The 23,006-nt window shown below is 72.1% G+C and carries 19 protein-coding genes; 8 read left to right on the top strand and 11 right to left on the bottom strand.

The genetic code is table 11. The features are described from left to right. Nucleotides 1-8: 8 nt before the first annotated feature. The 7 genes from DEJ47_RS32350 to DEJ47_RS32320 all read right to left on the bottom strand — a co-directional run bounded on the left by DEJ47_RS32350 (nucleotide 9) and on the right by DEJ47_RS32320 (nucleotide 8,126). Nucleotides 9-1,226, bottom strand: coding sequence for a Gfo/Idh/MocA family protein (locus DEJ47_RS32350; protein ID WP_150174265.1), 1,218 nt, complete (start codon nucleotides 1,224-1,226; stop codon nucleotides 9-11). A 48-nt stretch (nucleotides 1,227-1,274) separates the two neighbouring features. Further along, nucleotides 1,275-2,315 (bottom strand): substrate-binding domain-containing protein, encoded by a 1,041-nt coding sequence (locus DEJ47_RS32345; protein WP_150174263.1) that lies wholly within the window; start codon nucleotides 2,313-2,315, stop codon nucleotides 1,275-1,277. Nucleotides 2,316-2,342: 27 nt separating this feature from the next. Next, nucleotides 2,343-3,362, bottom strand: coding sequence for an ABC transporter permease (locus DEJ47_RS32340; protein ID WP_150174261.1), 1,020 nt, complete (start codon nucleotides 3,360-3,362; stop codon nucleotides 2,343-2,345). Then, on the bottom strand, nucleotides 3,359-4,876 hold the full coding sequence (locus tag DEJ47_RS32335; protein ID WP_150174259.1) for a sugar ABC transporter ATP-binding protein: 1,518 nt from the start codon (nucleotides 4,874-4,876) through the stop codon (nucleotides 3,359-3,361). The genes DEJ47_RS32340 and DEJ47_RS32335 overlap by 4 nt, the downstream gene beginning before the upstream one ends. A 202-nt stretch (nucleotides 4,877-5,078) precedes the next feature. Further along, nucleotides 5,079-6,260 carry an ROK family transcriptional regulator gene (locus DEJ47_RS32330; RefSeq protein ID WP_150174257.1) on the bottom strand — a complete coding sequence of 394 codons (1,182 nt, stop codon included), beginning with the start codon at nucleotides 6,258-6,260 and terminating at the stop codon, nucleotides 5,079-5,081. 164 nt (nucleotides 6,261-6,424) lie between these two features. Then, a complete protein-coding gene (locus DEJ47_RS32325; protein WP_150174255.1) occupies nucleotides 6,425-7,030 on the bottom strand; it encodes a GNAT family N-acetyltransferase in 606 nt (201 codons plus the stop codon). A gap of 148 nt (nucleotides 7,031-7,178) precedes the next feature. Beyond that, entirely contained in the window at nucleotides 7,179-8,126 is a 948-nt protein-coding gene (locus DEJ47_RS32320) for a beta-ketoacyl-ACP synthase III (protein WP_150174253.1), read from the bottom strand. A gap of 265 nt (nucleotides 8,127-8,391) precedes the next feature. Here DEJ47_RS32320 and fdhD point away from each other — a divergent pair, with 265 nt between their 5' ends. Further along, nucleotides 8,392-9,240 (top strand): formate dehydrogenase accessory sulfurtransferase FdhD, encoded by an 849-nt coding sequence (gene fdhD, locus DEJ47_RS32315; RefSeq protein WP_150174251.1) that lies wholly within the window; start codon nucleotides 8,392-8,394, stop codon nucleotides 9,238-9,240. A 43-nt stretch (nucleotides 9,241-9,283) separates the two neighbouring features. On the opposite strand, the gene DEJ47_RS32310 is transcribed toward fdhD, so the two are convergent. Further along, nucleotides 9,284-9,733 carry a MarR family winged helix-turn-helix transcriptional regulator gene (locus DEJ47_RS32310; protein WP_150174249.1) on the bottom strand — a complete coding sequence of 150 codons (450 nt, stop codon included), beginning with the start codon at nucleotides 9,731-9,733 and terminating at the stop codon, nucleotides 9,284-9,286. A gap of 112 nt (nucleotides 9,734-9,845) precedes the next feature. On the opposite strand from DEJ47_RS32310, the gene DEJ47_RS32305 reads away from it, so the two are divergent. From DEJ47_RS32305 to DEJ47_RS32295, 3 genes are all read left to right on the top strand, one after another. Beyond that, entirely contained in the window at nucleotides 9,846-10,769 is a 924-nt protein-coding gene (locus DEJ47_RS32305; RefSeq protein ID WP_150174247.1) for a zinc-binding alcohol dehydrogenase family protein, read from the top strand. A 122-nt stretch (nucleotides 10,770-10,891) separates the two neighbouring features. After that, on the top strand, nucleotides 10,892-12,787 hold the full coding sequence (locus DEJ47_RS32300; protein ID WP_150174245.1) for a sialidase family protein: 1,896 nt from the start codon (nucleotides 10,892-10,894) through the stop codon (nucleotides 12,785-12,787). Between the two features lie 10 nt (nucleotides 12,788-12,797). After that, nucleotides 12,798-14,066: a DUF4185 domain-containing protein gene (locus DEJ47_RS32295; RefSeq protein WP_223828573.1), complete on the top strand. Its 1,269-nt coding sequence runs from the start codon at nucleotides 12,798-12,800 to the stop codon at nucleotides 14,064-14,066. Here the strand turns inward: DEJ47_RS32295 and DEJ47_RS32290 are convergent. Further along, nucleotides 14,002-15,015 (bottom strand): bile acid:sodium symporter family protein, encoded by a 1,014-nt coding sequence (locus DEJ47_RS32290; protein ID WP_161236547.1) that lies wholly within the window; start codon nucleotides 15,013-15,015, stop codon nucleotides 14,002-14,004. The two genes, DEJ47_RS32295 and DEJ47_RS32290, sit on opposite strands and share 65 nt — an antisense overlap. A 148-nt stretch (nucleotides 15,016-15,163) precedes the next feature. Here DEJ47_RS32290 and DEJ47_RS32285 point away from each other — a divergent pair, with 148 nt between their 5' ends. Next, nucleotides 15,164-16,033 carry a LysR substrate-binding domain-containing protein gene (locus DEJ47_RS32285; RefSeq protein WP_150174241.1) on the top strand — a complete coding sequence of 290 codons (870 nt, stop codon included), beginning with the start codon at nucleotides 15,164-15,166 and terminating at the stop codon, nucleotides 16,031-16,033. Between the two features lie 46 nt (nucleotides 16,034-16,079). Here DEJ47_RS32285 and DEJ47_RS32280 read toward each other — a convergent pair whose 3' ends face one another. Next, nucleotides 16,080-17,060 carry an Lrp/AsnC family transcriptional regulator gene (locus DEJ47_RS32280; RefSeq protein WP_150174239.1) on the bottom strand — a complete coding sequence of 327 codons (981 nt, stop codon included), beginning with the start codon at nucleotides 17,058-17,060 and terminating at the stop codon, nucleotides 16,080-16,082. A gap of 119 nt (nucleotides 17,061-17,179) precedes the next feature. On the opposite strand from DEJ47_RS32280, the gene DEJ47_RS32275 reads away from it, so the two are divergent. Next, a complete protein-coding gene (locus tag DEJ47_RS32275) occupies nucleotides 17,180-18,721 on the top strand; it encodes an MFS transporter (protein WP_150174237.1) in 1,542 nt (513 codons plus the stop codon). Between the two features lie 109 nt (nucleotides 18,722-18,830). Here the strand turns inward: DEJ47_RS32275 and DEJ47_RS32270 are convergent, their stop codons facing one another. Next, nucleotides 18,831-19,520, bottom strand: a complete 690-nt coding sequence (locus tag DEJ47_RS32270) for an alpha/beta fold hydrolase (RefSeq protein WP_190415673.1) — start codon at nucleotides 19,518-19,520, stop codon at nucleotides 18,831-18,833. Between the two features lie 306 nt (nucleotides 19,521-19,826). Here DEJ47_RS32270 and DEJ47_RS32265 point away from each other — a divergent pair, with 306 nt between their 5' ends. Together DEJ47_RS32265 and DEJ47_RS32260 are read left to right on the top strand one after the other, a co-directional pair. Next, the gene (locus DEJ47_RS32265) at nucleotides 19,827-21,626 is read left to right on the top strand and encodes an AMP-dependent synthetase/ligase (RefSeq protein WP_161270721.1); all 1,800 of its coding nucleotides are present in this window, start codon (nucleotides 19,827-19,829) and stop codon (nucleotides 21,624-21,626) included. 113 nt (nucleotides 21,627-21,739) lie between these two features. Next, on the top strand, nucleotides 21,740-23,002 hold the full coding sequence (locus tag DEJ47_RS32260; protein ID WP_150174233.1) for an ABC transporter substrate-binding protein: 1,263 nt from the start codon (nucleotides 21,740-21,742) through the stop codon (nucleotides 23,000-23,002). The last annotated feature ends 4 nt before the right edge of the window (nucleotides 23,003-23,006 follow it).

Here is a 23,006-nt window from a genome sequence, read left to right as displayed (position 1 = left end):
GGGCCTCCTCAGGCGGGGATCAGCGTGTACACGGAGTTCTTCGCCGCGCTCTCCTCCACCGCGGCGAGCACCCGCTGCACGGACAGGCCGTCGGCGAAGGACGGTTCGGGCCGCGCCCCAGTGGCGATGGCCTGCAGCAGGTCGCGGGCCTGGTGCACGAAGGTGTGCTCGTAGCCGAGGCCGTGACCCGGCGGCCACCAGGCGTCCACGTACGGATGGTCGGGCTCGGTCACCAGGATGCGGCGGAACCCGGACGACGCGGCGGGCTCGGTGTGGTCGTGGAAGGAGAGCTCGTTCAGGCGCTCCAGGTCGAAGGCCAACGAGCCCTCGGAGCCGTTGATTTCGAGCCGCAGCGCGTTCTTGCGGCCCGCGGCGAAGCGCGTCGCCTCGAAGGAGGCGAGCGCGCCGGACGGGAACCGTGCCGTGAAGACGGCGGCGTCGTCGACGGTGACCGTCCCGAGCCGACTGCCGCCCTCCGCGGTGAGTCCGCTGGACGCGCCCTCAAGCAGCGGCCGTTCCCGTACGAACGTCTCGGTGAGCGCCGACACCCCGGCCACCGGCTCCCCCACCAGGTACTGCGCGAGGTCGACGATGTGCGCGCCCAGGTCGCCGAGCGCCCCGGACCCCGCACGGTCCTTGCGCAGTCGCCACGTGAGCGGGAACGACGCGTCGACGAGCCAGTCCTGAAGGTAGGTCAGGCGCACGTGCCGCAGCGCCCCGAGGCGCCCCCCGGCGACCATCCGCCGGGCGAGCGCGAGGGCGGGGACCCGGCGATAGTTGAAGCCGACCATGGCCACCTGGCCCCGGGCGCGGGCCCGTTCGGCGGCCTCGGCCATCGCCTCGGCCTCCTCGACGGTGTTGGCCAGGGGCTTCTCGCACAGCACGTGCTTGCCCGCCTCCAGGGCGGCGAGGGCGATCTCCGCATGGCTGTCGCCGGGCGTGCAGATGTCGACGAGGTCGACGTCGTCCCGGGCGATCAGGGCGCGCCAGTCCGTCTCGGCGGCGGCCCAGCCGAGCCGGTCGGCGGCGGCGCGCACGGCGCCGCCGTCACGGCCGCAGACGGCCGAGAGCACCGGCCGTACCGGCAGGTCGAAGACGCGCCCCACGGTGCGCCAGCCCTGTGAGTGGGCGGCGCCCATGAAGGCGTAGCCGACCATGCCCACGCCCAGGGGGCGCTTCCCGGTGGACCCGGAATCGGCACCGGCCTCGGTTTCCGTCTCACGCATGCGGTAATCCTCCTCGTCGACGCTCGGTGGGGGGTGCGGGCGTGCGCATCACTTGAAGCCGGTGGACATGTACTGGCCGACGTTCTCCTTGTCGACCACGGCGGAGTAGCAGGTGACGAAGGACGGGATCTCGAACTCCGCCATGCCGTTGATGCCCTTGCCCTGGCCGAGGGCGCGTGCCAGGTCGATCGCGGAGGCGGCCATGGTCGGCGGGTAGAGGACGGTGGCCTTCAGGACGCTGTTGTCCGCCTCGATGGCCTGCATGGCGGAGAGCGCGCCCGCGCCGCCGACCATCAGGAAGTCGTCGCGGCCCGCCTGCTTGATGGCGCGCAGGGCGCCCACGCCCTGGTCGTCGTCGTGGTTCCACAGGGCGTCGAAGTTCTTCTGCGCCTGGAGGAGCTGGGACATCTTCGACTGGCCCGACTCGACGGTGAAGTCGGCGGCCTGCCGGGCGACCTTCTTGATGTTCGGGTAGTTCTTCAGGGCGTCGTCGAAGCCCTTGGAGCGCTGCTTGGTGAGCTCCAGGTTGTCGAGTCCCGCCAGCTCCACGACGCGGGCGTTCTTCTTGTCCTTGAGCTTCTCGCCGATGTAGTGCCCGGCGCTCAGGCCCATGCCGTAGTTGTCGCCGCCGATCCAGCAGCGGTAGGCCTGCGGGGAGGCGAAGACGCGGTCGAGGTTGACGACGGGGATGCCCGCCTTCATGGCCTTCAGGCCGACCTGGGTGAGCGCCTTGCCGTCGGCGGGCAGGACGACGAGGACATCGACCTTCTTGTTGATCAGCGTCTCGACCTGGCCGATCTGCGCGGCGGTGTCGTTGGAGCCCTCGGTGGCCTCCAGGGTGACGTCCGAGTACTTCTCGGCGCGCTTCTTGGCGTTGTCGTTGATCGCGTTGAGCCAGCCGTGGTCGGCCTGGGGGCCCGCGAAGCCGATGGTGACCTTCTTGCCCGGCTTGTCGTCGGCGACCTGCTGCGACTTGTCGTCGGAGTCGTCGTCCTTGGACTCGTTGCTGGTGCAGCCCGTGATGAGGGCTCCGGTGGACAGCGCGGCGGCTCCGAAGAGGAGGCCTCTGCGGCTCGTGTGGGATGGCATGGGTGAGCCTCTCGGGTCGGGTGGGGGTCAGGTGGTGGTGGCCGAGCGTCGCTGGACGAGCACCGCGGCGACGATGATCGCGCCCTTGGCGATCTGCTGGGTCGCGGTCTCCAGGTTGTTGAGGGCGAAGATGTTCTGGATCGTGGTGAAGATCAGCACGCCGAGCACGGAGCCGGTGATGGTGCCGCGGCCGCCGCTGAGCAGGGTGCCGCCGATGATCACCGCTGCGATCGCGTCGAGTTCGTACAGGTTGCCGTTGGTGTTCTGGCCGGAGCCGGAGAGGATGATCAGCAGGAACGCCGCGATGCCGCAGCACAGGCCGGAGAGCAGGTACAGGTAGAGCCGCTGCCTGCGGACGTCGATGCCGGCCAGGCGGGCCGCTTCCGCGTTGCCGCCGACGGCGACCGAGCGGCGTCCGAAGGTGGTGCGGTTCAGGATCAGCCAGCCCGCGACGGTGACGGCGGCGAAGACCAGGACCAGCGGCGGGATGCCGAGGATGTAGGAGTCGCGCTCGCCGAGCTTCAGGACCCCGTCGACGGTGACCATTTGCGTCTTGCCGTCGGTGATCTGCAGGGCGAGGCCGCGCCCTGCCGCGAGCATGGCGAGGGTGGCGATGAACGGCACGATCGCGCCGTACGCGATGAGCAGGCCGTTCACGAGGCCGCAGCCCATGCCGACGATGACGGCGGTGAAGAGGATGCCGGCGAAGCCGTACTCCTGGGTGGCGACCGTCGTCGCCCACACGGAGGCGAGCGCGACGATCGCGCCGACGGACAGGTCGATGCCACCGGAGATGATCACGAAGGTCATGCCGACGGTGACCACGCCGATGACGGAGGCCTGGGTGAGGATCAGCTGGACGTTGTCGGAGTCGAGGAACGAGTCGGGCTGGGTGATGCCGCCGATCACGATCAGCGCGGCGAGCACGCCGAGCAGGGAGAGCGTCCGTACGTCGGCGCGCGCGACGGCGGTGCGCCACGGGCTTCCGCCGTCTGCGGGCGTGCTCTTGCGGGTGGCGGCCTCGGCCGCCGGGGCTGGCTGGGTCATGCCGCCGGGCTCCCTTCAAGGACGAGGTCGAGTACGCGGTGTTCATCGAGTTCACGTGCGGGCGCGGCGTGGACGACGCGGCCCTCGCGGAGCACCAGGACGCGGTCGGCGAGGCCGAGCACCTCGGGTACCTCGCTGGAGACGAGCAGGACGGCGAGGCCTTCGTCGGCAAGGCGGCGGATGACCGCGTACAGCTCGGCGCGGGCGCCGACGTCGACGCCTCGGGTCGGCTCGTCGAGCAGCAGGACGCGGCAGCCGCGCAGCAGCCAGCGGGCCAGGACGGCCTTCTGCTGGTTGCCGCCGGAGAGGGTGCGCACCGGGACCGAGGGTTCGTCGGGCCGCAGGGAGAGCTCGCGCGTCGCCGCGCGCGTCGCCGCGCGTTCGGCGCCCCGGTCGACCCAGCCGCCGCGTGAGAAGCGGGACATGGAGGAGACGGACACGTTGCGGGTGACGGACTCCAGCATGAGGAGGGCCTGCGCCTTGCGTTCCTCGGGGGCGAGTCCGAGCCCCGCGCGGACGGCGGCGCGGACGCTGCCGGGGCGCAACGTGTGCCCGTTCACCGTCACGTGGCCGGAGCTGGGCTTGCGGGCGCCGTAGATCGTCTCCAGGATCTCGGAGCGCCCCGAGCCGACGAGTCCGGCGAGACCCACGATCTCGCCGGGCCGCAGATCGAGGTCGAAGGGTTCGAACTCGTCGTGCCGGGAGAGGCCGCGCACCGTCAACACCGGCTCTGCGGTGGGTGGTTCGAGGGGACGGTCGGGGAAGACGTATTCGACGTTGCGGCCGGTCATCAGCGCCACGACGTCCTTGGTGGGCGTGGAGTCGGCGGGCAATCCGCCCGCGACGGCACGTCCGTCCTTGAGGACGGTGACACGGTCGCCGATGCGGCGGATCTCCTCCAGCCGGTGGGAGATGTAGACGACGGCGACACCGTCCGCCGTGAGGTCGCCGACGATACGGAACAGGTTGTCGACCTCGTCGGGGTCGAGGGCGGCGGACGGCTCGTCCATGACGATGAGGCGCACCTCGTGGGAGAGCGCGCGGGCCATCGACACGATCTGCTGCTGGGCGGCGGAAAGGTCGCCGACGAGCCTTCCCGGATCGATCTCGCTGTGACCGAGTCGCTTGAGCAGGGCGGCCGTCGATGCCCTCGCCTCCCTGCCACGCACAACGAAGCCCGCGGCCGTCGGCTCGTGTCCGAGGTGGACGTTCTCGGCCACGGACAGACCTTCCACCAGGTCGAGTTCCTGGTAGATGGTGGCGATGCCGAGCCGCATGGCGGCGATCGGGGAGCGGAGCGTGGTGCGCTCGCCGCGCCAGGTGATCTCGCCGCCGTCGGGCTGGTGGGCGCCGGCGAGGACCTTGATGAGGGTGGACTTCCCGGCACCGTTCTGGCCGAGGAGGCAGTGCACTTCCCCGGCCTGCACCTGGAGGTCGACGCCGTCGAGGGCACGGACTCCGGGGAACGACTTGGTGATGCCGGACATGGTGAGCAGCGGTGGTTCTTGTGCCATGACGGTTCCCCTCGGCGGCGATCGCAGCAGGGCAGGGCGGATTCAGGGCAGGGCAGGTGCAGAGCAGGGCGGAGTTGCCCGGGTGGTCGCACCGGCGCAGGGCGGAGCTGGGTGCTGTGCCGGGTGAGGTGACGCGGTGGTGCGTACGGGCCGGTCGGACGGACCGGCCGGCGCGGTGGCGTTGCTGGACTGGGGCCGGCCGTCAGGCCGGGGAGAACAGGTGGTCGCTGATGAGGCGGGCACCGCCGATGACTCCGGCGGTGGGGCCCAGCTCGCCGAGGACGATGGGGAGGTTGCCGGTCGCCAGGGGCAGCGACTGGCGGTAGACCTGGGTGCGGATCGCGGCGAGCAGCGTGTGGCCGAGCCCGGTCACGCCGCCGCCGATCACCACGAGTCCGGGGTTGAAGAAGCTGACGAGGCCCGCGATGACCTGGCCGGTGCGGTTGCCGCCCTCGCGGATGAGGTCGAGTGCGGTGGCGTCCCCCGCGGCGGCGGCCGCCGCGACGTCGACGGCGCTGAGCCGTCCCGCCTCGTCGAGCCGCGTGGCGAGATCCTCCGAACGTCCCTCCCTGGCCGCCTCCTCGGCGTCGCGGGCGAGCGCCGCGCCGCTGAAATAGGCTTCCAGGCAGCCCTTGTTGCCGCAGGCGCAGGGGCGTCCGTCCGGTTCGGACTGGATGTGGCCGATGTCGCCGGCGCTGCCCGTCGTACCGCGGTAGACCTCACCGCCGACGACGATGCCGCAGCCGATGCCCGTGCCGATCTTGACGCAGAGGAAGTCGGCCACGGAGCGTGCGACGCCCGCGTGCTGCTCCCCCATCGCCATGAGGTTCACGTCGTTGTCGACCATGACGGGGCAGCCCAGGTCCTGACTGAGGGCCTCCCTGACGGGGAAGCCGTCCCACCCCGGCATGATCGGCGGGGCGACCGGCACGCCCTCGGGGAAGCGGACGGGGCCGGGGACGCCGATGCCGGCGCCGTCGAACCCTTCCGCGAGCCCGGAGGCCTTGAGCTTGGCCGCCATGGCGAGGACCTGCTCGAAGACCGCGACCGGGCCCTCGCGCACGTCCATGGGCTGGTTGATGTGGCCGAGGACCTCCAGCTCGGCGTTGGTCACCGCGACGTCGACCGAGGTCGCGCCGATGTCCACGCCGAGGAAGCGGAGGGCGGGGGCCAGGCGGATGTTGTGGGAGCGGCGGCCGCCGCGCGAGGCGGCGAGTCCGTCGGCGACCACGAGTCCGGTCTCCAGGAGCCGGTCGACCTCGACGGCGAGTTTGGACCGCGAGAGGTCGACCTGATCGCCCAGCTGGGCGCGGGAGTTGGGTCCTCCGTCACGCAACAGGCGCAGCAGCCGCGCCTGGTGCGTGTTGGCGGGTCGAGCCGTCATACGTCTCACGCGCCCCTCCCCGCCTCATCGGGCTTCCCGGTTCGAGCTTTCGAGGGGAACGTAGCAGTGCCTGCCGAGGCTGGGAAGAAGTTGAGCGCGAATTACCCATGACTTTCTCCAGTCACAGGACAAAGGGGGGTGAGGGGTCGCGGTGGACCGTGTGTCTAGGCGGGCTTCCTGAGCATGCACCAGGTGCGCGGCCCGTCGCCCGGAAGCGGGACGTCCGCGGTGACGGTGAAGCCGAGCCGTTCGTAGAACGCCACGTTCTGCTCCGTCGAGGTCTCGAGGAAGCAGGGGAACCCGGCGCGGTCGGCGGCTTCGAGGCCGGGTTCGAGCACCGCCCGGCCGAGCCCCTTGCCCTGCTCGTCCGGGTCGACGCCGACCGTGGCGAGGAACCAGGCGGGGAACTGCGGTCGGTGGGGCCGCAGCGCGTGGTCCGCCGACTCGAACCAGGGCGCGCGGTCGCCCGCGAGCTCCCCGATGAGCGGGCCGATCGCGGCGAAGCCGGGCCCCGGGTCGCGGTCCGGTGTGGTCCATACGGCGACGGCGCGACCCGCTCCGGCGACCCAGACCCGTCCGTAGACCATCCCGATGCGCGTCAGGAAGAGCTCCTGGAACCGGCGCACCCGCCGGTCGTGGTCGTCGGCGGCGACGACGTGCCGGGTGAAGGGGTAGTCGGCGAAGGCTCTGGCGAGGGTGTTCACGGCCACCGGAACGTCTTCGTCGATCAGGGGGCGTATGCGGTGGGGCGTGGGGTGGGACGTACTCAATGCGCTTCTCCCGTCTTCTGGGCCCGCTTCAGCTCCGTCTTCTGGGCCCGCTTCAGCTCCGTCTTCTGGGCCCGCTTCAGCTCCGTCTTCTGGGCCCGCTTCAGCTCCACAGGGCCGCTGCACAGCTTCGCAGGGCCGCTGCACGGGTTCACGGGCAGCGCACGACCTGTCCCGCGTACGAGAGGTTGCCGCCGAAGCCGAAGAGGAGAACCGGATCTCCGGATCGGAGGTCGCCGCGCTCGACGAGCTTGGACAACGCCATCGGGATGCTGCCCGCCGACGTGTTGCCGGAGTCGACGACGTCGCGTGCGACGACGGCGTTGACCGCGCCGATGCGCTCGGCGAGCGGTTCGACGATGCGGAGGTTGGCCTGGTGCAGGACGACTCCGGCGAGGTCGGCGGGGGTGAGCCCGGCGCGTTCGCAGGCCGCGCGGGCGAGCGGGGGCAGCTGGGTCGTCGCCCAGCGGTAGACGCTCTGGCCCTCCTGGGCGAAGCGGGGCGGTGTGCCCTCGATGCGTACGGCGTTGCCCATCTCGGGCACCGAGCCCCAGAGCACGGGGCCGACGCCGGGTTCCTCGCCGGGACCGCACGCCTCCAGGACGACCGCGCCCGCGCCGTCGCCGGTCAGGACGCAGGTGGTGCGGTCCGTCCAGTCGGTGACCTCGGACATCTTGTCGGCGCCGATGACCAGGGCGCGGGTCGCGGCGCCGGCCCGCAGGGTGTGGTCGGCCGTGGCCAGGGCGTGGGTGAAGCCCGCGCAGACGACGTTGAGGTCCAGGGCGGCGGGGCCGGGGACGCCGAGGCGCGCGGCGACCCGCGCGGCCATGTTCGGCGAGCGGTCGATGGCCGTGGACGTGGCGACCAGGACGAGGTCGATCGCCTCGGGGGCGAGGCCCGCGGCGGCGAGGGCCTTGCCGCCCGCGTGCGCGGCCAGCTCGTCGACCGGCTCCTCCGGGCCCGCGATGTGCCGGGTGCGGATGCCCACCCGGGACCGGATCCACTCGTCGCTGGTGTCGACCTTGGCCGCCAGGTCCTCGTTGGTGAGGATTTTGGCGGGCTGGTAGTGGCCGACGGCGGCGATGCGCGAGCCGTGCATGTACGGGTCCCCCTTGGGCCGAAGATACGGGACCCTCAAGTCTGGTCAGCGACTGGTGAGTAACGGTGCACGTGATGTGACAGGAAAGAACGGCCGGGTTTGGACGTTTCTCATGATGTGGTCACCCTCTGAAGAGCTGTGTGACCTTGTGTGCGAGTCCGCGGCTGCGTCGGGGCCCCGCGTGTGCAGGACAATGAGGTCTGCGCGGGGGGCCGCTTCGGCGTCCGCACGTACCGACACGTACAGAACCGGGACTGATCAAGACATGGGACGAGTCACGGAGCGACGCAAGGTGATCCGGATCAGGGACGGGCACGTCTCGGAGCGGCCGGACACCCTCGTCGCCGAGGAACCGCTGGAGATCCGGCTGAACGGCAAGCCGCTCGCCATCACCATGCGCACGCCCGGCGACGACTTCGCGCTGGCGGCCGGTTTCCTGGTGAGCGAGGGCGTGCTGGGCGCGGCGGACGAGTTGCAGTCGATCGTGTACTGCGCGGGCGCGACGGCCGACGGCACGAACACCTACAACGTCGTCGACGTCAAGACCGCTCCCGGGGTCGTGCTCCCCGACATCACCCTCGAACGCAACGTCTACACCACGTCGTCCTGCGGCCTGTGCGGCAAGGCGAGCCTGGACGCCGTCCGCACGACCGCCCGCTTCCCCATCGCCGACACCCCGCCGGTCAGGGTCGGGACCGAGGTCCTCGCGAGCCTCCCCGACCGGCTCCGCACCGCGCAGCGGGTGTTCGACAGGACGGGCGGTCTGCACGGGGCGGCGCTCTTCTCCGAGGAGGGCGATCTGCTCGACATACGGGAGGACGTCGGGCGGCACAACGCCGTCGACAAGTTGATCGGACGCGCCCTGCAGAACGGGCATCTGCCGCTGTCCCGCGTGATCCTGCTCGTCTCGGGCCGTGCTTCCTTCGAGCTCGCCCAGAAGGCGGTCATGGCGGGCGTCCCGGTCCTCGCGGCGGTCTCCGCGCCGTCCTCGCTGGCCGTCGACCTGGCCGCCGAGACGGGTCTCACGCTGATCGGTTTCCTGCGGGGTTCCACGATGAACGTGTACGCGGGTGACCACCGCGTCGTTCTGCGGGCCGAGGCCGTCCAGGGCTGAACCGGTCCCCCGCCGGAGGACGACGGCGGGTTCAGGCCGGCGTTCAGGCCGGCTCTCCCACCCCCGAGATCCGGCCGAGCATCTCCAGGAACCGCTCCCTCTCGTCGGGCGAGAGGGGCGCGAGGAGTTCGGCGTTGGCCTGCCGGGCCGCTTCCGCGCAGCGTGCGACTGTTCGCCTGCCGTGTGCCGTGATGGTGACGGCGTTCTTGCGCCGGTCCCGGGGGTCGGGGGCGCGTTCGACCAGGCCTTCGGCCTGGAGGTCGTTGATGACGCCGACCACGTCCTTGGGGTCGAGCGAGACACTGCGGGCCAGCTCCGCCTGGGCGACGGGCCCCAGATCCGCGACGGCGGACAGCACCACGTGATGCCACATCTTGAGCCCCTCGCGGGCCAGCACGTCGGCGACCAGAGCGCGCCCGCGGGCCGCCGCACGGCCGAGCAGCCAGCTGGGGAGGGTGCGGATGGTGCTGGGGGCGGGGGGTGTCGTGGCCATGAGGGAAGCGTACCCAAGAATCATTGGACTCTCCCATGGTTTCTGTTCTACGGTGACGCCCTGGGCATTCGTTGGAGGTCCCAACGTTTCGCTGTTCATGGAGGTGGTGCGGATGCGTCGTGTCCGGTACGAGTGCGGCGGCGGCCCCGACGTCCTGTTCCTGGAAGAGGCGCCCGTCCCCGAGCCGGGTCCCGGCGAGCTCCTGGTGCGGGTCGGCGCGGTCGGCGTGACGCTGCCCGTCGTGCGCAAGGTCCGTGAGCCGCGCGATCCGGTCGCGCTCGGCGGTGAGGTCGCCGGTGAGGTGGTCGCACTCGGCGAGGGCGTCACCGGGTACGCGCCGGGCGACCGCGTGACCGGCCTGGTCTTCGGGCATGGGTACGCCGACTACGCCCTGCTCCACACCGCGATGGCCTCCCCCGTCCCGGACGGGGCGAACCCTGTCGACGCGGTGGCGCTGGTCCGCTCCGGGCTCGTCGCGTACGGGGCGCTCGAAGCGGCCCGGCCCGCGCCCGGTGAGTCCGCGCTCGTCACGGCGGCGGCGAGCGGCGTGGGGCATCTCGCCGTGCAGCTGGCCAGGCTGAAGGGGGCGTCCCGCGTGGTCGCCGCCGTCTCCGACCCCGGCAAGGCGGACTTCGTGCGCGGGCTCGGCGCCGACGAGGTCGTCACGTACGACCAGGAGGGCTGGGGCGACCCGGTCGACTACGTCCTGGACGCGGTCGGCGGCGACCTCCTGACGCCCGCCGTCAGGGCGCTCGCCCCGCACGGCCGACTGGTGGCCTACAGCTCGGGCGGCGGCACGGTGGCCGCGTACGACCTGCTCGTCGGCGCCAAGTCCGTCACCGGCTTCCAGCTCGGGCTGATCGCGCGCGAACGGCCGGAGCTGTACGAGGCGTGGCGGCGGGAGCTGTGGGAGCTGCACGCGACGGGCCGCCTGCGCGTGGCGGTGCACGGCACGTTCCCGCTCGCCGACGCGACGAAGGCGCACGCGGTGATCGAAGAGCGGGGCAACCGGGGCAAGGTCGTCCTCATCCCGTGAGGACGTACTCCTTGTGGGGTGTGGGTGACGCCCAGTAGCGTCTGCGACGAAACGTGGACATGGGATGTCAGGATGTCAGGACCTCACTGTCAGAACCGCCTGTCAGGAAGGTGGACCGCACCATGCCATCGAGCCTCCGCGTACGTCTCAGATCTCTCCGTACCGCCACCGCCGCCCTGACCGTCGCCACCGTCGGCGCCCTGCTGCCCGCGCCCGCGGCGCAGGCCGTGCGGGCGGCGCCGGAGTCGGTCGCACCCTTCGAGCAGCAGGTGCTGTTCAAGGCCGACCGGGACCCCGGCTACGCCTGCTTCCGCATCCCCGCCGTCGTACGGACGGTCAAGGGCACACTGCTCGCCTTCGCGGAGGGCAGGGTCAACGACTGCGGCGACGCGGGCGACATAGACCTGGTGCTCAAGCGGTCGCACGACGGCGGCCGCACCTGGGGCCCGCTCCAGGTGGTCAACGAGGGCGACGGCGACACCCACGGCAACCCGGCGCCCGTCGTGGACCGCGAGACCGGTCGCGTCCTCCTCGCGGAGACGTACAACACGGGACGCACGGACAGCAAGAACTGCGACATACCGTGTGACCGGACCCCGCACCTGCAGTACAGCGACGACGACGGCGCCAACTGGTCCGCGCCGCGCGACCTGAGCAAGGAGATCCTGCCGCCGGAGTGGAACTCCTGGTACGCGACCGGCCCCGTGCACGGCCTCCAGCTGACCCGCGGCCGTCACAAGGGACGCCTCGTCTTCACCGCCAACACCGAGACGTGGAACGGCAGCCGGGTCACCGCCAACCACGCCGCGCTGATCGTCAGCGACGACGGCGGCGACCACTGGAAGATCGGCGCGACGGATTCGTACCCGATACCGGCGGACGGCACGTTCCGCCAGAAGCCGTCCGAGATGACCATCACGGAGCGGCCCGACGGGGCGGTCTACGTCAGCGGCCGCGAACAGGACGGCACGGACCTCGGCCACCGCACGCACACCGTCAGCCGGGACGGCGGCAACACCTACACCGCGCCCTTCCGGGCCATCCCCGACCTCTACACGCCCCAAGTGCAGGGCTCCACGCTCCAGTTCGGCAAGCGGATGCTGCTCGCCTGCCCGGCCGACCCGGACCGTCGCCGCACGATGCAGATCCGCTCGTCCTACGACGGCGGGCGCACCTGGGACAGCGTCGACCGCGGCACCACGGTGACCACGGACTGGTCCGGCTACTCGGACCTGGTGCGGGCCGACCGCACGCACGTGGGGCTGATGTACGAGGGCGGCGCCGTCGACGCGCGCGACGAGATCCGCTTCGCCCGCTTCACCGAGGACTGGCTGAAGCCGCGCCGGGGGCCCGACCCCACCACGAGCGACCGCGCGCCGGGCGCCCGTCCCGCCGCCGTGCTCGGTGGGGCCAGGGTGACCCCGGGCCGCTTCGGCGGCGCGCTCGCGTTCGACGGCACGGACGACGCGGTGCGGCTCCCGTTCAGCCGCCGACTCCCGCTCGGGGCACGGGACTTCACGGCCTCCCTCTGGTTCCGCTACGACGAGACGACCGGCGAGCAGCCGCTGCTGTGGATGGGCGGCATCGGCACCAACCAGCCGCAGGTGTGGCTGCGGGGCGAGCCCGCGAGCAACCGAGTCACCGGCCTCATCACGACGCGCGAGGGCGCGGCGCCCCCGAGGTCCGCGTCGGTGCGCACGACGGGCGCGTACAACGACGGCGCGTGGCACCACCTCGCGCTGCGCCGCGGCGACGGCCGCCTGACGCTGTTCGTCGACGGTACGCAGGTCTCCGCCGCCGACGTCCCCGGCACGGTCAGCCGCAACTCGCCGTTCGGCGTGCACGTCGGGCAACGGCTCGACAGCCGCGCCCACTTCACGGGCGCGATCGACGAAGTGAGCGTGTACGAGCGGGCCTTGAGCGACGCCGAGGTGGGGGGCCTGCGTACGGGTGATGTTCCTGTGACACGGGACACCGTCGTCCGGCTCCCCATGGACCGCGTGCGCGGCAGCAACTAACGTCCCCGGCGTGTCCGCCCGCGAACGTGCCGCGTCGGGGCCGCGCAGGATCTGGCTGATCCTGCTGCTGGCCCTGGCCTGCGCGGCCGTCCTGCTCGTCGCCCTCCCGGAAGAAGACGACCGGGAGGGCGACGCGGCGTGCCGACCCCGCACCGTCGCCTCGACGGCCGCCGCGGACGGACCCACCGGAGAGTTCGCGCGCTACGGCGACGACATGACGCGCACGGACGACTGGACCGGCGGCGACGGCACCCACTCCGTGCGCCTGCCGGACGGGCGCGTCCTGTGGCTGTTCTCCGACACCTTCCTCGGCCAGGTCCACGCGCCCCCGAACCCGGCGGGCCAGCCGCACGCCTGGCGCGACACGAACACGCCGATGGTCCGCAACTCGGCGGTGGTGATGTCCCGTTCGGGCGCCTTGCGGCGCACCCTCGCGGCGCCGCTCTTCCCCGACCCGGCGCCCCAGCAGTGGCGCTGGCCGGTCGCGGCCCGCGTGGAACCCCGCACCCCCGGCGGCGACGAACAAGTGGTGCGCGTCCTGCTGTGGAACCGCATGGCCAGCCAGGGCCCGTGGATCTACGGAGTGCCCGTCGCCACCGAGGTCGCCACGCTCTCGCTGCCCGACCTGCGGGTCGAGGGCATCACGAAGGTCTCCGACCAGCAGTCGGTCGGCGACCCCGGGAAACGCGTCCTGTACGGCACGACGACGGCCGACGACGAGGACTGGACGTACGTCTTCGGCGGCACGGACGCCCAGGCGACCTCGCGCCCCTCCTCGGACGCGTATGTCGCACGGGTGCCGCACGGAAGCCTCGGTGACGGTTCGGCGTGGGAGTACTGGGACGGCGAGGAGTGGGGGCAGGACGTGACACCCCGGGCCGTGCTCGGGGACGGCAGGCGCAAGGGGGTGGGCAGCGCGTTCACCGTGGTGCGGGACGACGGGACGTATGTGCTGTTCACGATGGCGGCGGGCACCGAGGGCCTGACCACCGTCACCTCGTACTGGTCCTGCTCCCCCACCGGCCCCTGGCACGGCCCCGCCAAGGCCTTCGAGGCCGCTCTGCCCGAGGACAGCGCGCCCCGCCAGGACACCGCCGCCTACAACCCGCAGGCCCACCCCGCGCTCGAAGGGGACAAGGCGGGGGACGGCCGTGTCGTGCTCAGCTACGACGTGAACTGGCTGGACGCGACGCCCGCCACCGCGCAGGCGAACGTCACCCGGAACGTGTCCCTGTACCGGCCGCGGTTCGTGTCGCTGCGCCTCGCGGCGGCCCGCTGACGCATTCCTCCGGGTCCCGCGAGCGGCGCTTGGCGATGACCGCGCAGACCATCAGCTGCATCTGGTGGAAGAGCATCAGCGGCAGCACCGCGAGCGAGGCGTCCGCGCCGAACAGGACGCTCGCCATGGGCAGTCCGGCGGCCAGGGACTTCTTCGACCCGGCGAACTGGATCGCGATCCGGTCGGCCCGGCCGAAGCCGAGCCGCTTCGCGCCGTACCAGGTCAGCGCCAGCATGACCGCGAGCAGCAGCGCCTCGACACCGAGCAGCGCGAGCAGCCGCAGCGGGTGCACCCGACCCCAGATGCCCTGCACCATGCCCTCGCTGAACGCGGTGTAGACGACGAGCAGGATCGATCCGCGGTCCACGTGGCCGAGGACCTTCTTGTGGCGGGCCACGAAGCCGCCCACCCACCGGCGCAGGAGCTGCCCGGCGAGGAACGGCACGAGCAGCTGCAGCACGATCTTCAGGAGCGAGTCGGCGGAGAACCCGCCCCCGCTGTCGCCGAGCAGCGCCGCCGCGAGCAGCGGTGTCAGGACGATGCCGGCCAGCGAGGAGAAGGAGCCCGCGCAGATCGCCGCGGGCACGTTGCCGCGGGCCATCGACGTGAACGCGATGGACGACTGGATCGTCGAGGGCACGAGGGTGAGGAAGAGGAAGCCGCTGAAGAGCGCGGGCGTCAGGACGTACGGGACGAGGCCTTTCGCGGCGAGCCCGAGCAGCGGGAACACGACGAAAGTGCAGGCCAGGACCGTGACGTGGAGCCGCCAGTGCTTGAGTCCGTCGAGCGCCTCGCGGGTGGAGAGCCGGGAGCCGTAGAGGAAGAAGAGCAGCGAGACGGCGGCGGTGGAGGCACCGGACGCGACGTCGGCGGACGTGCCGCGGGCGGGCAGGAGGGCGGCGAGGCCCACGGTCGCGAGCAACGCCACGATGTACGGGTCGACCGGCATCCAGGACGGCCACTTCAGGCGTTTCACGGTGCTCCATGCTGTCGGCGGTGCTCCTCACCATGATCCTCCGGATGGGGGTGATCGGGAATCCCGTACACCGTTCTGACTGTCATCACGTTCCGCGATCAGCGGTACTAGGCTGATGCGCGTGTACGACCCTTCGCAGCTCCGTACGTTCCTCGCGGTCGCCCAGACGCTGAGCTTCACGCGGGCCGCCCGCCGTCTCGGCCTGCGCCAGTCGACCGTCAGCCAGCACGTGCGCCGCCTCGAGGACGCCACCGGGCGGCAGCTGTTCACGCGCGACACGCACAGCGTGGAGCTGACCGAGGACGGCGAGGCCATGCTGGGCTTCGCCCGCAGGATCCTGGTGGCGCACGAGCAGGCCGCCGCGTTCTTCGCCGGGAAGCGGCTCGGCGGGCGGTTGCGCTTCGGGGCGTCGGAGGACTTCGTGCTGACCCGGCTCACCGACATCCTGGAGACGTTCCGGCACGACCACCCCGACGTGGACCTGGAACTGACCGTCGAGCTCTCCGGCACGCTGCACCGGCAGCTGGACGCGGGCAAGCTCGACCTCGTGCTCGCCAAGCGCCGCCCGGAGGACCCGCGCGGCATGCTGGTGTGGCAGGACGACCTGGTCTGGATCGGCGCGGAACGGCTCCGCCTCGATCCCGAGCGTCCGGTGCCGCTGATCGTCTACCCCCCGCCCGGCATCACCCGCGCCCTCGCCTTCGAGGCCCTGGAGCGCCGGGGCCGTGCCTGGCGCGTGGCCTGCACGAGCGGCAGCCTCAACGGGCTCGTGGCGGCGGCCCGCGCGGGCCTCGGCGTGATGGCGCACTCGCGGGGCCTGATCCCGCCCGGCCTGGTCCGCGTACCGGACCGGGCCGGGCTGCCCGAGCTGGGTCCGGTCGACTTCGTCCTGCTGCACGGCGAGCGGCGCGCGGCGGCCCAGGACGCGGCGGACGCACTGGCGACGGCGATCCTGGCGGGCGGGGACCGACTGCACCGCGGCGGACGCTGAGGCGTGTGCGCGAGAGGACCGTGTCGGCCGGCACCGGTCCCGAGGGCTAGCGCAGTGGCCGCGGGTAGGTGAGCTCCTTGAACCGGCGCACGTAGGGGGCCGATTCGACGTGCCGCACCCCGTCCAGGGCGCCGAGTCCGCCGCTCAGGTAGGCGTAGAGCTCCGCCGTGTCGCGGGTCAGGACGCTCGCCATCAGGTTGGCGGAACCGGTGATCGCGGAGACGTGTGCGACCTGCGGATGCCCGGCCATCGCCCGCCCCACCGCGTCCAGCGCGCCCGGCGCGACGGTGACCCAGAGCATCGCGGCGGTGGTGAACCCGAACCGCGCGGTGTCGTACTCGGTGTCGATGTAGAGCGCGCCGGAGCCGAGCAGCGCGGCGACGCGCCGCTTGACGGAGGACTCGGAACGCCCGGTCAGCCGCTGCAGCTCGGGGTAGGTGACGCGCCCGTCGGCCTTGAGGGCGGCGACCAGGGGTTCGTCCTCGGGGGTGATGCGGGCGGGGGCGGTGGTCGGCTCCTCCGGTGGGGTCAGCGCGGCGGCCTGCGCGTCGGTGAGCGGGCGGTGCTTGCCGATCCAGCCCGTGCGGCCGCCGTAGAAGCGGTGCATCAGTTGGTGGGCGGTGATGTCGACGAGCTTGCGGGTGCGCAGGAGCTTGCCGAAGAGCAGGTCGTCGTAGTCGTCCTGCGTGCGGGGCACCGTCATGCAGACCACCTCCGTGCCCGCCGAGGTGAGGTGGACCCACGCGGTGTCGGGGCGGCGGGCCAGGGCGGTCGCGATGGCCTCGGCGCCGTCGGGCACGCAGCGCAGCCGCAGCATCCACTCGTCCTGCCCGAGCCTGCGGGTGTCGCGCACGCCGACGACGCGCAGGCCCGCCCGTGCCCGCAGTCGGCGGAAGCGGCGGGCGACGGTCTGGTCGGAGACCCCGAGGACGCCCGCGACGCGACTGAAGGACACCCTGCCGTCGATCTCCAGGGCGTGCAGCAGCTTGCGGTCCAGCTCGTCGAAGGTGTCGGTTTCCATCGCCATGAAGCCCCCGTATGTCGGATCAGTGCGGCCCATGGCCGCCTGGCACCGGCTTCGGCCGCTGTCGGCTCATCGTACGAGAACGCCCATGAGGCGTCGGACGAGAGTCGGAGGAACAGGAAATGCGTACATGGGGGCCGCTCGCGGCGGTGTCTCTGGGCACGTTCATGCTGCTGCTGGACGTGACGATCGTGATCGTGGCGCTGCCCGACATGGCGGCGGCGCTGCACGCCTCGCTGAGCGACCTGCAGTGGGTCATCGACGGCTACGCGCTCGCGCTGGCCGCGCTGCTGCTCGGCGTCGGCGCCGCGGCCGACGTGTTCGGCAGGCGGCGGCTCAACGTCATCGGCACCGCGCTGTTCGCGGTCGCCTCGCTGGGCTGCGGGCTCGCGTCGGACGCGGACGTGCTCGTGGCGGCGCGCGCCGTACAGGGTCTCGGCGCGGCGGCGATGCTCGCCACGACGCTGCCGTTGCTCGGCGCCGCCTACCAGGGGCGCGACCGGTCGGCCGCGCTCGGCGTGTGGGGTGCGGTGAGCGGGGCGTCGGCAGCGCTCGGACCCATCGTGGGCGGGCTGCTCACGGAGGGTCCCGGCTGGCGCTGGATCTTCTTCGTGAACCTGCCGGTGAGCGTCGCGTCGATCTGGCTGACGCTGCGTCTGGTGCCGGAGTCGCGCGGGCCCGCCGGGCGCCGGGTCGACTGGGCGGGCACGGCGGCGTTCGCGTGCTTCGCGGGGGCGGGGACGTACGGGGTGCTGCGGGGCGGGGCGGACGGCTGGACGTCGGCGGCGGCCGGCACGTGGTTCGCGGTGTCGGCGCTCGCGCTGCTCGGCTTCGTGCTGGTCGAGCGGCGCGTGGCGCAGCCACTCCTCGACCTGCGGCTGCTGCGCAAGCCCGCGTTCACCGGCGTGCTGATCGGCGCGGTCGGCTACAACGGGGCCGCGTTCGGCGTCGTCCCGTACCTGTCCATCTGGCTGCAGACCATGCTGGGGATGAGCCCGGTGCGCGGGAGCCTGGTGCTGCTGCCGCTCGCCGGTACGTCGTTCGTGGTGGCGCTGGTCGCCGGGCGGCTGCTGCACGGGGTGGCGCCGCGTCTGGTCATCGGTGTCGGACTGCTCCTGATCGGCGCGGGCGGGCTGTGCATGGCGGTGCTGGACGCCGGGTCGTCCTGGGGGGTGCTCGCGCCGGGTCTTGCGCTCACAGGTGTCGGCTCCGGCCTGGTCGCGCCCGGTCTCGCGGGGGCGGCGCTGGCCTCGGTACCGCCCGCGAACGCCGGGATGGCGGGCGGCGCGGTCAACGCCTTCCGCCAGCTCGGGTACGCGATCGGGGTCGCCCTGTTCGGGACGGTGCTGACCGCGCGCATGCAGGACTCGCTCGGCCACGACGCGGCGCACACGGCCGCGGGCGGCGGCGCGGCGGCCCTGCACGGAACGGTGCCCGAGCACGCGGTCCGCGCGGCCTTCGCGCACGGCCTCAACGGGGCGTCGCTGGCGGCGGGTGCGGCCGCTCTGGTGGCGGGCGTCCTGGTGCTGGTGATGGTGCGGGCGCCGGGGAAGCGGGCGTCCGCCGAACCGACCGGCCGCGTAAGCGGTGCCGTGGGGTCGGCGCCGGGCCGTGTGGCCGGAACTCCGGGCGCGCGGCCGCACGTCGAGGAGGCGACGCGCTGACGGTACGTCTGCTCGCGTCCGCCACCGGAGCCGTCCACCGAGTGGGCACTCCGGTGGCGGATCTCGCCTGCCCTCCCGGGCCGCGGCCTCGCTCGGCGGCCCCGTCGAGTCACACTCCCGGCTGCACCCCCGCCGCCCGCGTCACCTCGTCCGGCACCGGCCCGAGCCCCAGCAGCCCGCCCACCGTCGCCGTCGTCAGGGCGTGCCAGGCCGGGGCGTGGCGCAGCATCGCGTGGTCGCTGCCGTCCATCGTCACCAGGGTCGCGTCCGCGCCCGCGGCCGTCGCCCGTGCCGCGTAGGCCGCCGACTCCGCCGGGTCGGTCGTCCCGTCACGGTCGCCGTGCAGGAGCACCACCCCGCGGTCCCGCAGGTGGGCGACCGGCTCCTCCGGCGGGCACCAGGGGGCAAGGCCCACCACGGCCCGGACCGACGGGTGGCCGGCGGCGCGCAGGGCCGCGCGGGCGCCCATGGAGTGGCCGACCAGGATCACGGGCGCGTCCCCGATGCGGGGCGCGAGGTCGGCGAGCGCGCGGCTCGCGTCGCGGGCCGCGTCCGCCCGGTCGCCGTTCCAGCCCCGGCAGCGGTAGCGGACCCGGCCGACCGCGACGCCCCGCGCGCCGAAGCTCTTCCTGAGGGCGCGGGCGAAGGGCCACATGCGCAGCCCCGGCAGGTTCACGGCCGGGGGCGCCGACGTGCCGTGCTCCCGGCCTCCGTGCAGCAGGAGGACGGCCGCCCGCAGGGGCCTGGAGGTGCTGGGGAAGATCAGCGGCGAACCGGACCGGGCGGCGGGTGTGGACACGGGGGCTCCTTCGGCGTCTCGGCGGCCCGTACAACGTCGAAGGACCTGTACGAGTTCCCCACGCGCCACGACACTCCGCAGGCCGCGTACAGATTCCGTGGAGATTACGCCACCGAAACTTACTCCAGCGTAAGTAAGTTGTCCGGCCCTTCCCCTTGTGGCCGTATTTTGACCGGCTGACCAGTGCGGATGTTCCGTGCCCGGCGCCCAGAGACCCCCTCCCGCACGCGCGCGGCGTGGGGTACGGTCACGGCGCTGTGCGGAGCGCCACAAGGAGCATCATTGCGCGAGTTCACGAATCCTCCGATGGCGTCGGTGCCGCTGGTGGGCGGCCTTGCCGACGCCGTGTTCGACCATGCCGTCGAGGACCCGCTCCGCGTCGCCTTCGGCCGCAAGGCCGACGGGCGGTGGCACGACGTCACGTCGGGCGAGTTCCGTGACGAGGTGCTGGCCCTCGCCAAGGGCCTGATCGCCCAGGGCGTCCGTTTCGGCGACCGCGTCGCCATCATGTCCCGCACCCGCTACGAGTGGACGCTCTTCGACTTCGCCCTGTGGGCCATCGGCGCCCAGGTCGTACCGATCTATCCGACCTCCTCCGCCGACCAGGTCCTGTGGATGCTGCACGACGCGCAGGTGTCGGCGGCGATGGTCGAGCACGAGGACCACGCGATGACGATCGGCTCCGTCGTCGACCGGCTGCCGCAGCTGCGCAGGCTCTGGCAGCTGGACGCGGACGCCGTGGGCGAGCTGGCCGAGGCGGGGCACGACATCGACGACGAGGTGGTGCACCGCCACCGTCGCGCCGTCACGCCCGACTCCATCGCCACGATCATCTACACCTCGGGCACCACGGGCCGCCCCAAGGGCTGTCTGATCTCCCACGCGAACTTCATGTTCGAGGCGGATGTGATGGTCGGGCGCTGGGAGCCGGTGTTCCACTCCAGGCGGGGCGACGAGGCGACCACCCTGCTCTTCCTGCCGCTCGCGCACGTCTTCGGCCGCATGGTGCAGATCGCGGCCGTGCGCGGCCGGGTCAAGATGGGCCACCAGCCGAACCTGAACGCGGCGGCGCTCCTGCCGGACCTGGCGGCGTTCCGGCCCACGTTCATCCTGGCCGTGCCGTACATCTTCGAGAAGGTCTTCAACGCGGCGCGGCGCAAGGCGGAGCGGGACGGGAAGGCGGGTGCGTTCGACAAGGCCGTGGAGTGCGCGGTGCGGTACGCCGACGCGATGGAGGCCAGGGCCTTCGGTACGGGCCCCGGCCCTTCGGCGGGGCTGCGCATGCAGCACCAGCTCTTCGACAAGCTCGTCTTCTCCAAGGTGCGGGAGGCGATGGGCGGCCGGGTGCGGCACGCGATGTCGGGCGGCTCGGGCATGGACCGGCGGCTCGGCCTGTTCTTCGCGGGCGCCGGCGTGACGATCTACGAGGGGTACGGGCTCACCGAGTCGACGGCGGCGGCGACCGCCAACCCGCCCGAGCGCACCCGCTACGGCACGGTCGGCCAGGCCATCCCCGGCACCACCGTGCACATCGCGGAGGACGGCGAGATCTGGCTGAACGGCGGCAACGTCTTCCAGGGCTATCTGAACAACCCGAAGGCCACCGACGCGACCCTGCACGACGGCTGGCTCGCCACCGGCGACATCGGTTCCCTCGACGAGGACGGCTATCTGACGATCACCGGGCGCAAGAAGGAGATCCTGGTGACGTCGGGGGGCAAGAGCGTGTCACCCGCCCAGCTGGAGGAGCGGGTCCGCGATCATCCGCTGGTGGCCCAGTGCATCCTCGTCGGCAACGACCGCCCCTACATCGCCGCGCTCGTCACCCTGGACGCGGAGGCCGTGGAGCACTGGCTGACCATGCGCCGCAAGCCGATGCTGCCGCCGGGCGAGCTGGTGCGTGATCCGGACCTGGAGACCGAGGTGCGGCGGGCCGTGGTCGCCGCCAACACGCTCGTCTCGCAGGCCGAATCGATCCGTACGTTCCGCATACTGGCGCACCAGTTCACCGAGGAGCACGGCCTCCTGACACCGTCCCTGAAGCTGAAGCGGAAGGCGATCGAGACGGTGTACTCGGCCGAGGTCGAGGCGCTGTACAGCAGCTAGCCGGGCCGGCCGGCACTTTCTGACGCTCCATCAAATACACCCGCGCCACTTATTGACGGTTCATCAGGTCCGCCACAGAATCAGCCCCACTTCGACTTCAGGGGGGCTCGGCCGTGTCCCGATCGATCCGCACCATCACCGCCGCCACCGCGGCGCTGCTGCTCGCCACCGCCTGCAACTCCGCCTCCACGGGAGGCGCGTCGGACGGCGACGGAGAGCGCGGCGGTTCCGTGCGCGGGGTGACCGAGGACTCCGTTAAGGTCGGCGGCATCGTCTCCATGACGACCGCGAGCGGATACAGCAAGAAGGACACCGACCTGGGCGCGAAGGCCCGCTTCGACCGCGCGAACGCCGAGGGCGGTGTGCACGGCCGCACGATCGACTACCTGGGTGCGGAGGACGACGGGCAGGACCCGGGGAAGAACCTCGCGGCGGCACGCAAGCTCGTCCAGCGGGAGAAGGTGTTCGCGATCTCCCCGATGAGCTCGGTCACGTTCTCCGGAGCGGACTTCCTGCAACAGCAGAAGGTGCCGACGTTCGGCTGGGGCACCATCCCGCCCTTCTGCGGCCCGATCTACATGTACGGCTTCGGCGGCTGCATGGTCCCGATGCCCGGCGGCACCATCACCCAGAGCTGGCCCGAGGGGCTCAAGAAGGTGATGGGCGGCGCGAAGGGCAAGTCGGTCGCGATCCTCGCCAACGACAACGACGCGGGCACGTTCGCCATCCGCACCTACAAGCAGTCCTTCGCCGCGGCCGGTTACGAGGTGACGTACGCCAAGTCGACCGTCCCCGCCACCTCCGTGCCGAGCGACTGGTCGGCGTACACCAAGGAGATCCTGCGCTCCGACGGCGGCAGGGCGCCGGACGCCGTCGTCTCCGTCATGCAGACCCCGTACAACATCGGTCTGTTCACGGCGGTCAAGCGCGCGGGCTTCCAGGGCGTCATCACCGACCCCACCGACTACGACCCCGGCCTGCTCGCCAAGAGCGCCACGAAGAAGGCCCTGGACGGCGTCCACGTGCTCCTGTCCTTCCAGCCGTTCGAACAGGACACCGCGGACATGCGGCAGTTCAAGAAGGACATCAGGAAGGCGGCGGGCAAGGACGTCCCGCTCAACATGCACATGATGACCGGCTACATGTCGGCCGACCTCTTCCTCGCCATCGCCGAGAAGGCGGGCAAGGACCTCACCCTCGACTCCTTCCAGAAGGCGGCGGACGGCTACTCCGACACCGGCACCATGGTCGGCGACCGCAGGCTGCGCGAAGGGCAGAAGGAATCGTTCGGCTGCGGCGCGCTCGTGCAGCTGCGGGACGGGAAGTACGCGGTGTCGTCGCCCTTCAAGTGCTACGAACCGATCCCGTTCAAGTAGGGGC

It is taken from the genome of Streptomyces venezuelae, assembly GCF_008642355.1.
GTDB lineage: Bacteria > Actinomycetota > Actinomycetes > Streptomycetales > Streptomycetaceae > Streptomyces > Streptomyces venezuelae_B.
The sequence above is the reverse complement of the archived record's forward strand: the minus strand, read 5'-3'. Positions and strand labels throughout refer to the sequence as shown.

Excerpts from the sequence above, each read along its gene's own strand:
- DEJ47_RS32350 (WP_150174265.1), bottom strand. The coding sequence starts at position 1,226 with ATGCGTGAGACGGAAACCGAGGCCGGTGCCGATTCCGGGTCCACCGGG.
- DEJ47_RS32345 (WP_150174263.1), bottom strand. The coding sequence starts at position 2,315 with ATGCCATCCCACACGAGCCGCAGAGGCCTCCTCTTCGGAGCCGCCGCG.
- DEJ47_RS32340 (WP_150174261.1), bottom strand. The coding sequence starts at position 3,362 with ATGACCCAGCCAGCCCCGGCGGCCGAGGCCGCCACCCGCAAGAGCACG.
- DEJ47_RS32335 (WP_150174259.1), bottom strand. The coding sequence starts at position 4,876 with ATGGCACAAGAACCACCGCTGCTCACCATGTCCGGCATCACCAAGTCG.
- DEJ47_RS32330 (WP_150174257.1), bottom strand. The coding sequence starts at position 6,260 with ATGACGGCTCGACCCGCCAACACGCACCAGGCGCGGCTGCTGCGCCTG.
- DEJ47_RS32320 (WP_150174253.1), bottom strand. The coding sequence starts at position 8,126 with ATGCACGGCTCGCGCATCGCCGCCGTCGGCCACTACCAGCCCGCCAAA.
- fdhD (WP_150174251.1), top strand. The coding sequence starts at position 8,392 with ATGGGACGAGTCACGGAGCGACGCAAGGTGATCCGGATCAGGGACGGG.
- DEJ47_RS32310 (WP_150174249.1), bottom strand. The coding sequence starts at position 9,733 with ATGGCCACGACACCCCCCGCCCCCAGCACCATCCGCACCCTCCCCAGC.
- DEJ47_RS32305 (WP_150174247.1), top strand. The coding sequence starts at position 9,846 with ATGCGTCGTGTCCGGTACGAGTGCGGCGGCGGCCCCGACGTCCTGTTC.
- DEJ47_RS32300 (WP_150174245.1), top strand. The coding sequence starts at position 10,892 with ATGCCATCGAGCCTCCGCGTACGTCTCAGATCTCTCCGTACCGCCACC.
- DEJ47_RS32290 (WP_161236547.1), bottom strand. The coding sequence starts at position 15,015 with ATGCCGGTCGACCCGTACATCGTGGCGTTGCTCGCGACCGTGGGCCTC.
- DEJ47_RS32280 (WP_150174239.1), bottom strand. The coding sequence starts at position 17,060 with ATGGCGATGGAAACCGACACCTTCGACGAGCTGGACCGCAAGCTGCTG.
- DEJ47_RS32275 (WP_150174237.1), top strand. The coding sequence starts at position 17,180 with ATGCGTACATGGGGGCCGCTCGCGGCGGTGTCTCTGGGCACGTTCATG.
- DEJ47_RS32265 (WP_161270721.1), top strand. The coding sequence starts at position 19,827 with ATGGCGTCGGTGCCGCTGGTGGGCGGCCTTGCCGACGCCGTGTTCGAC.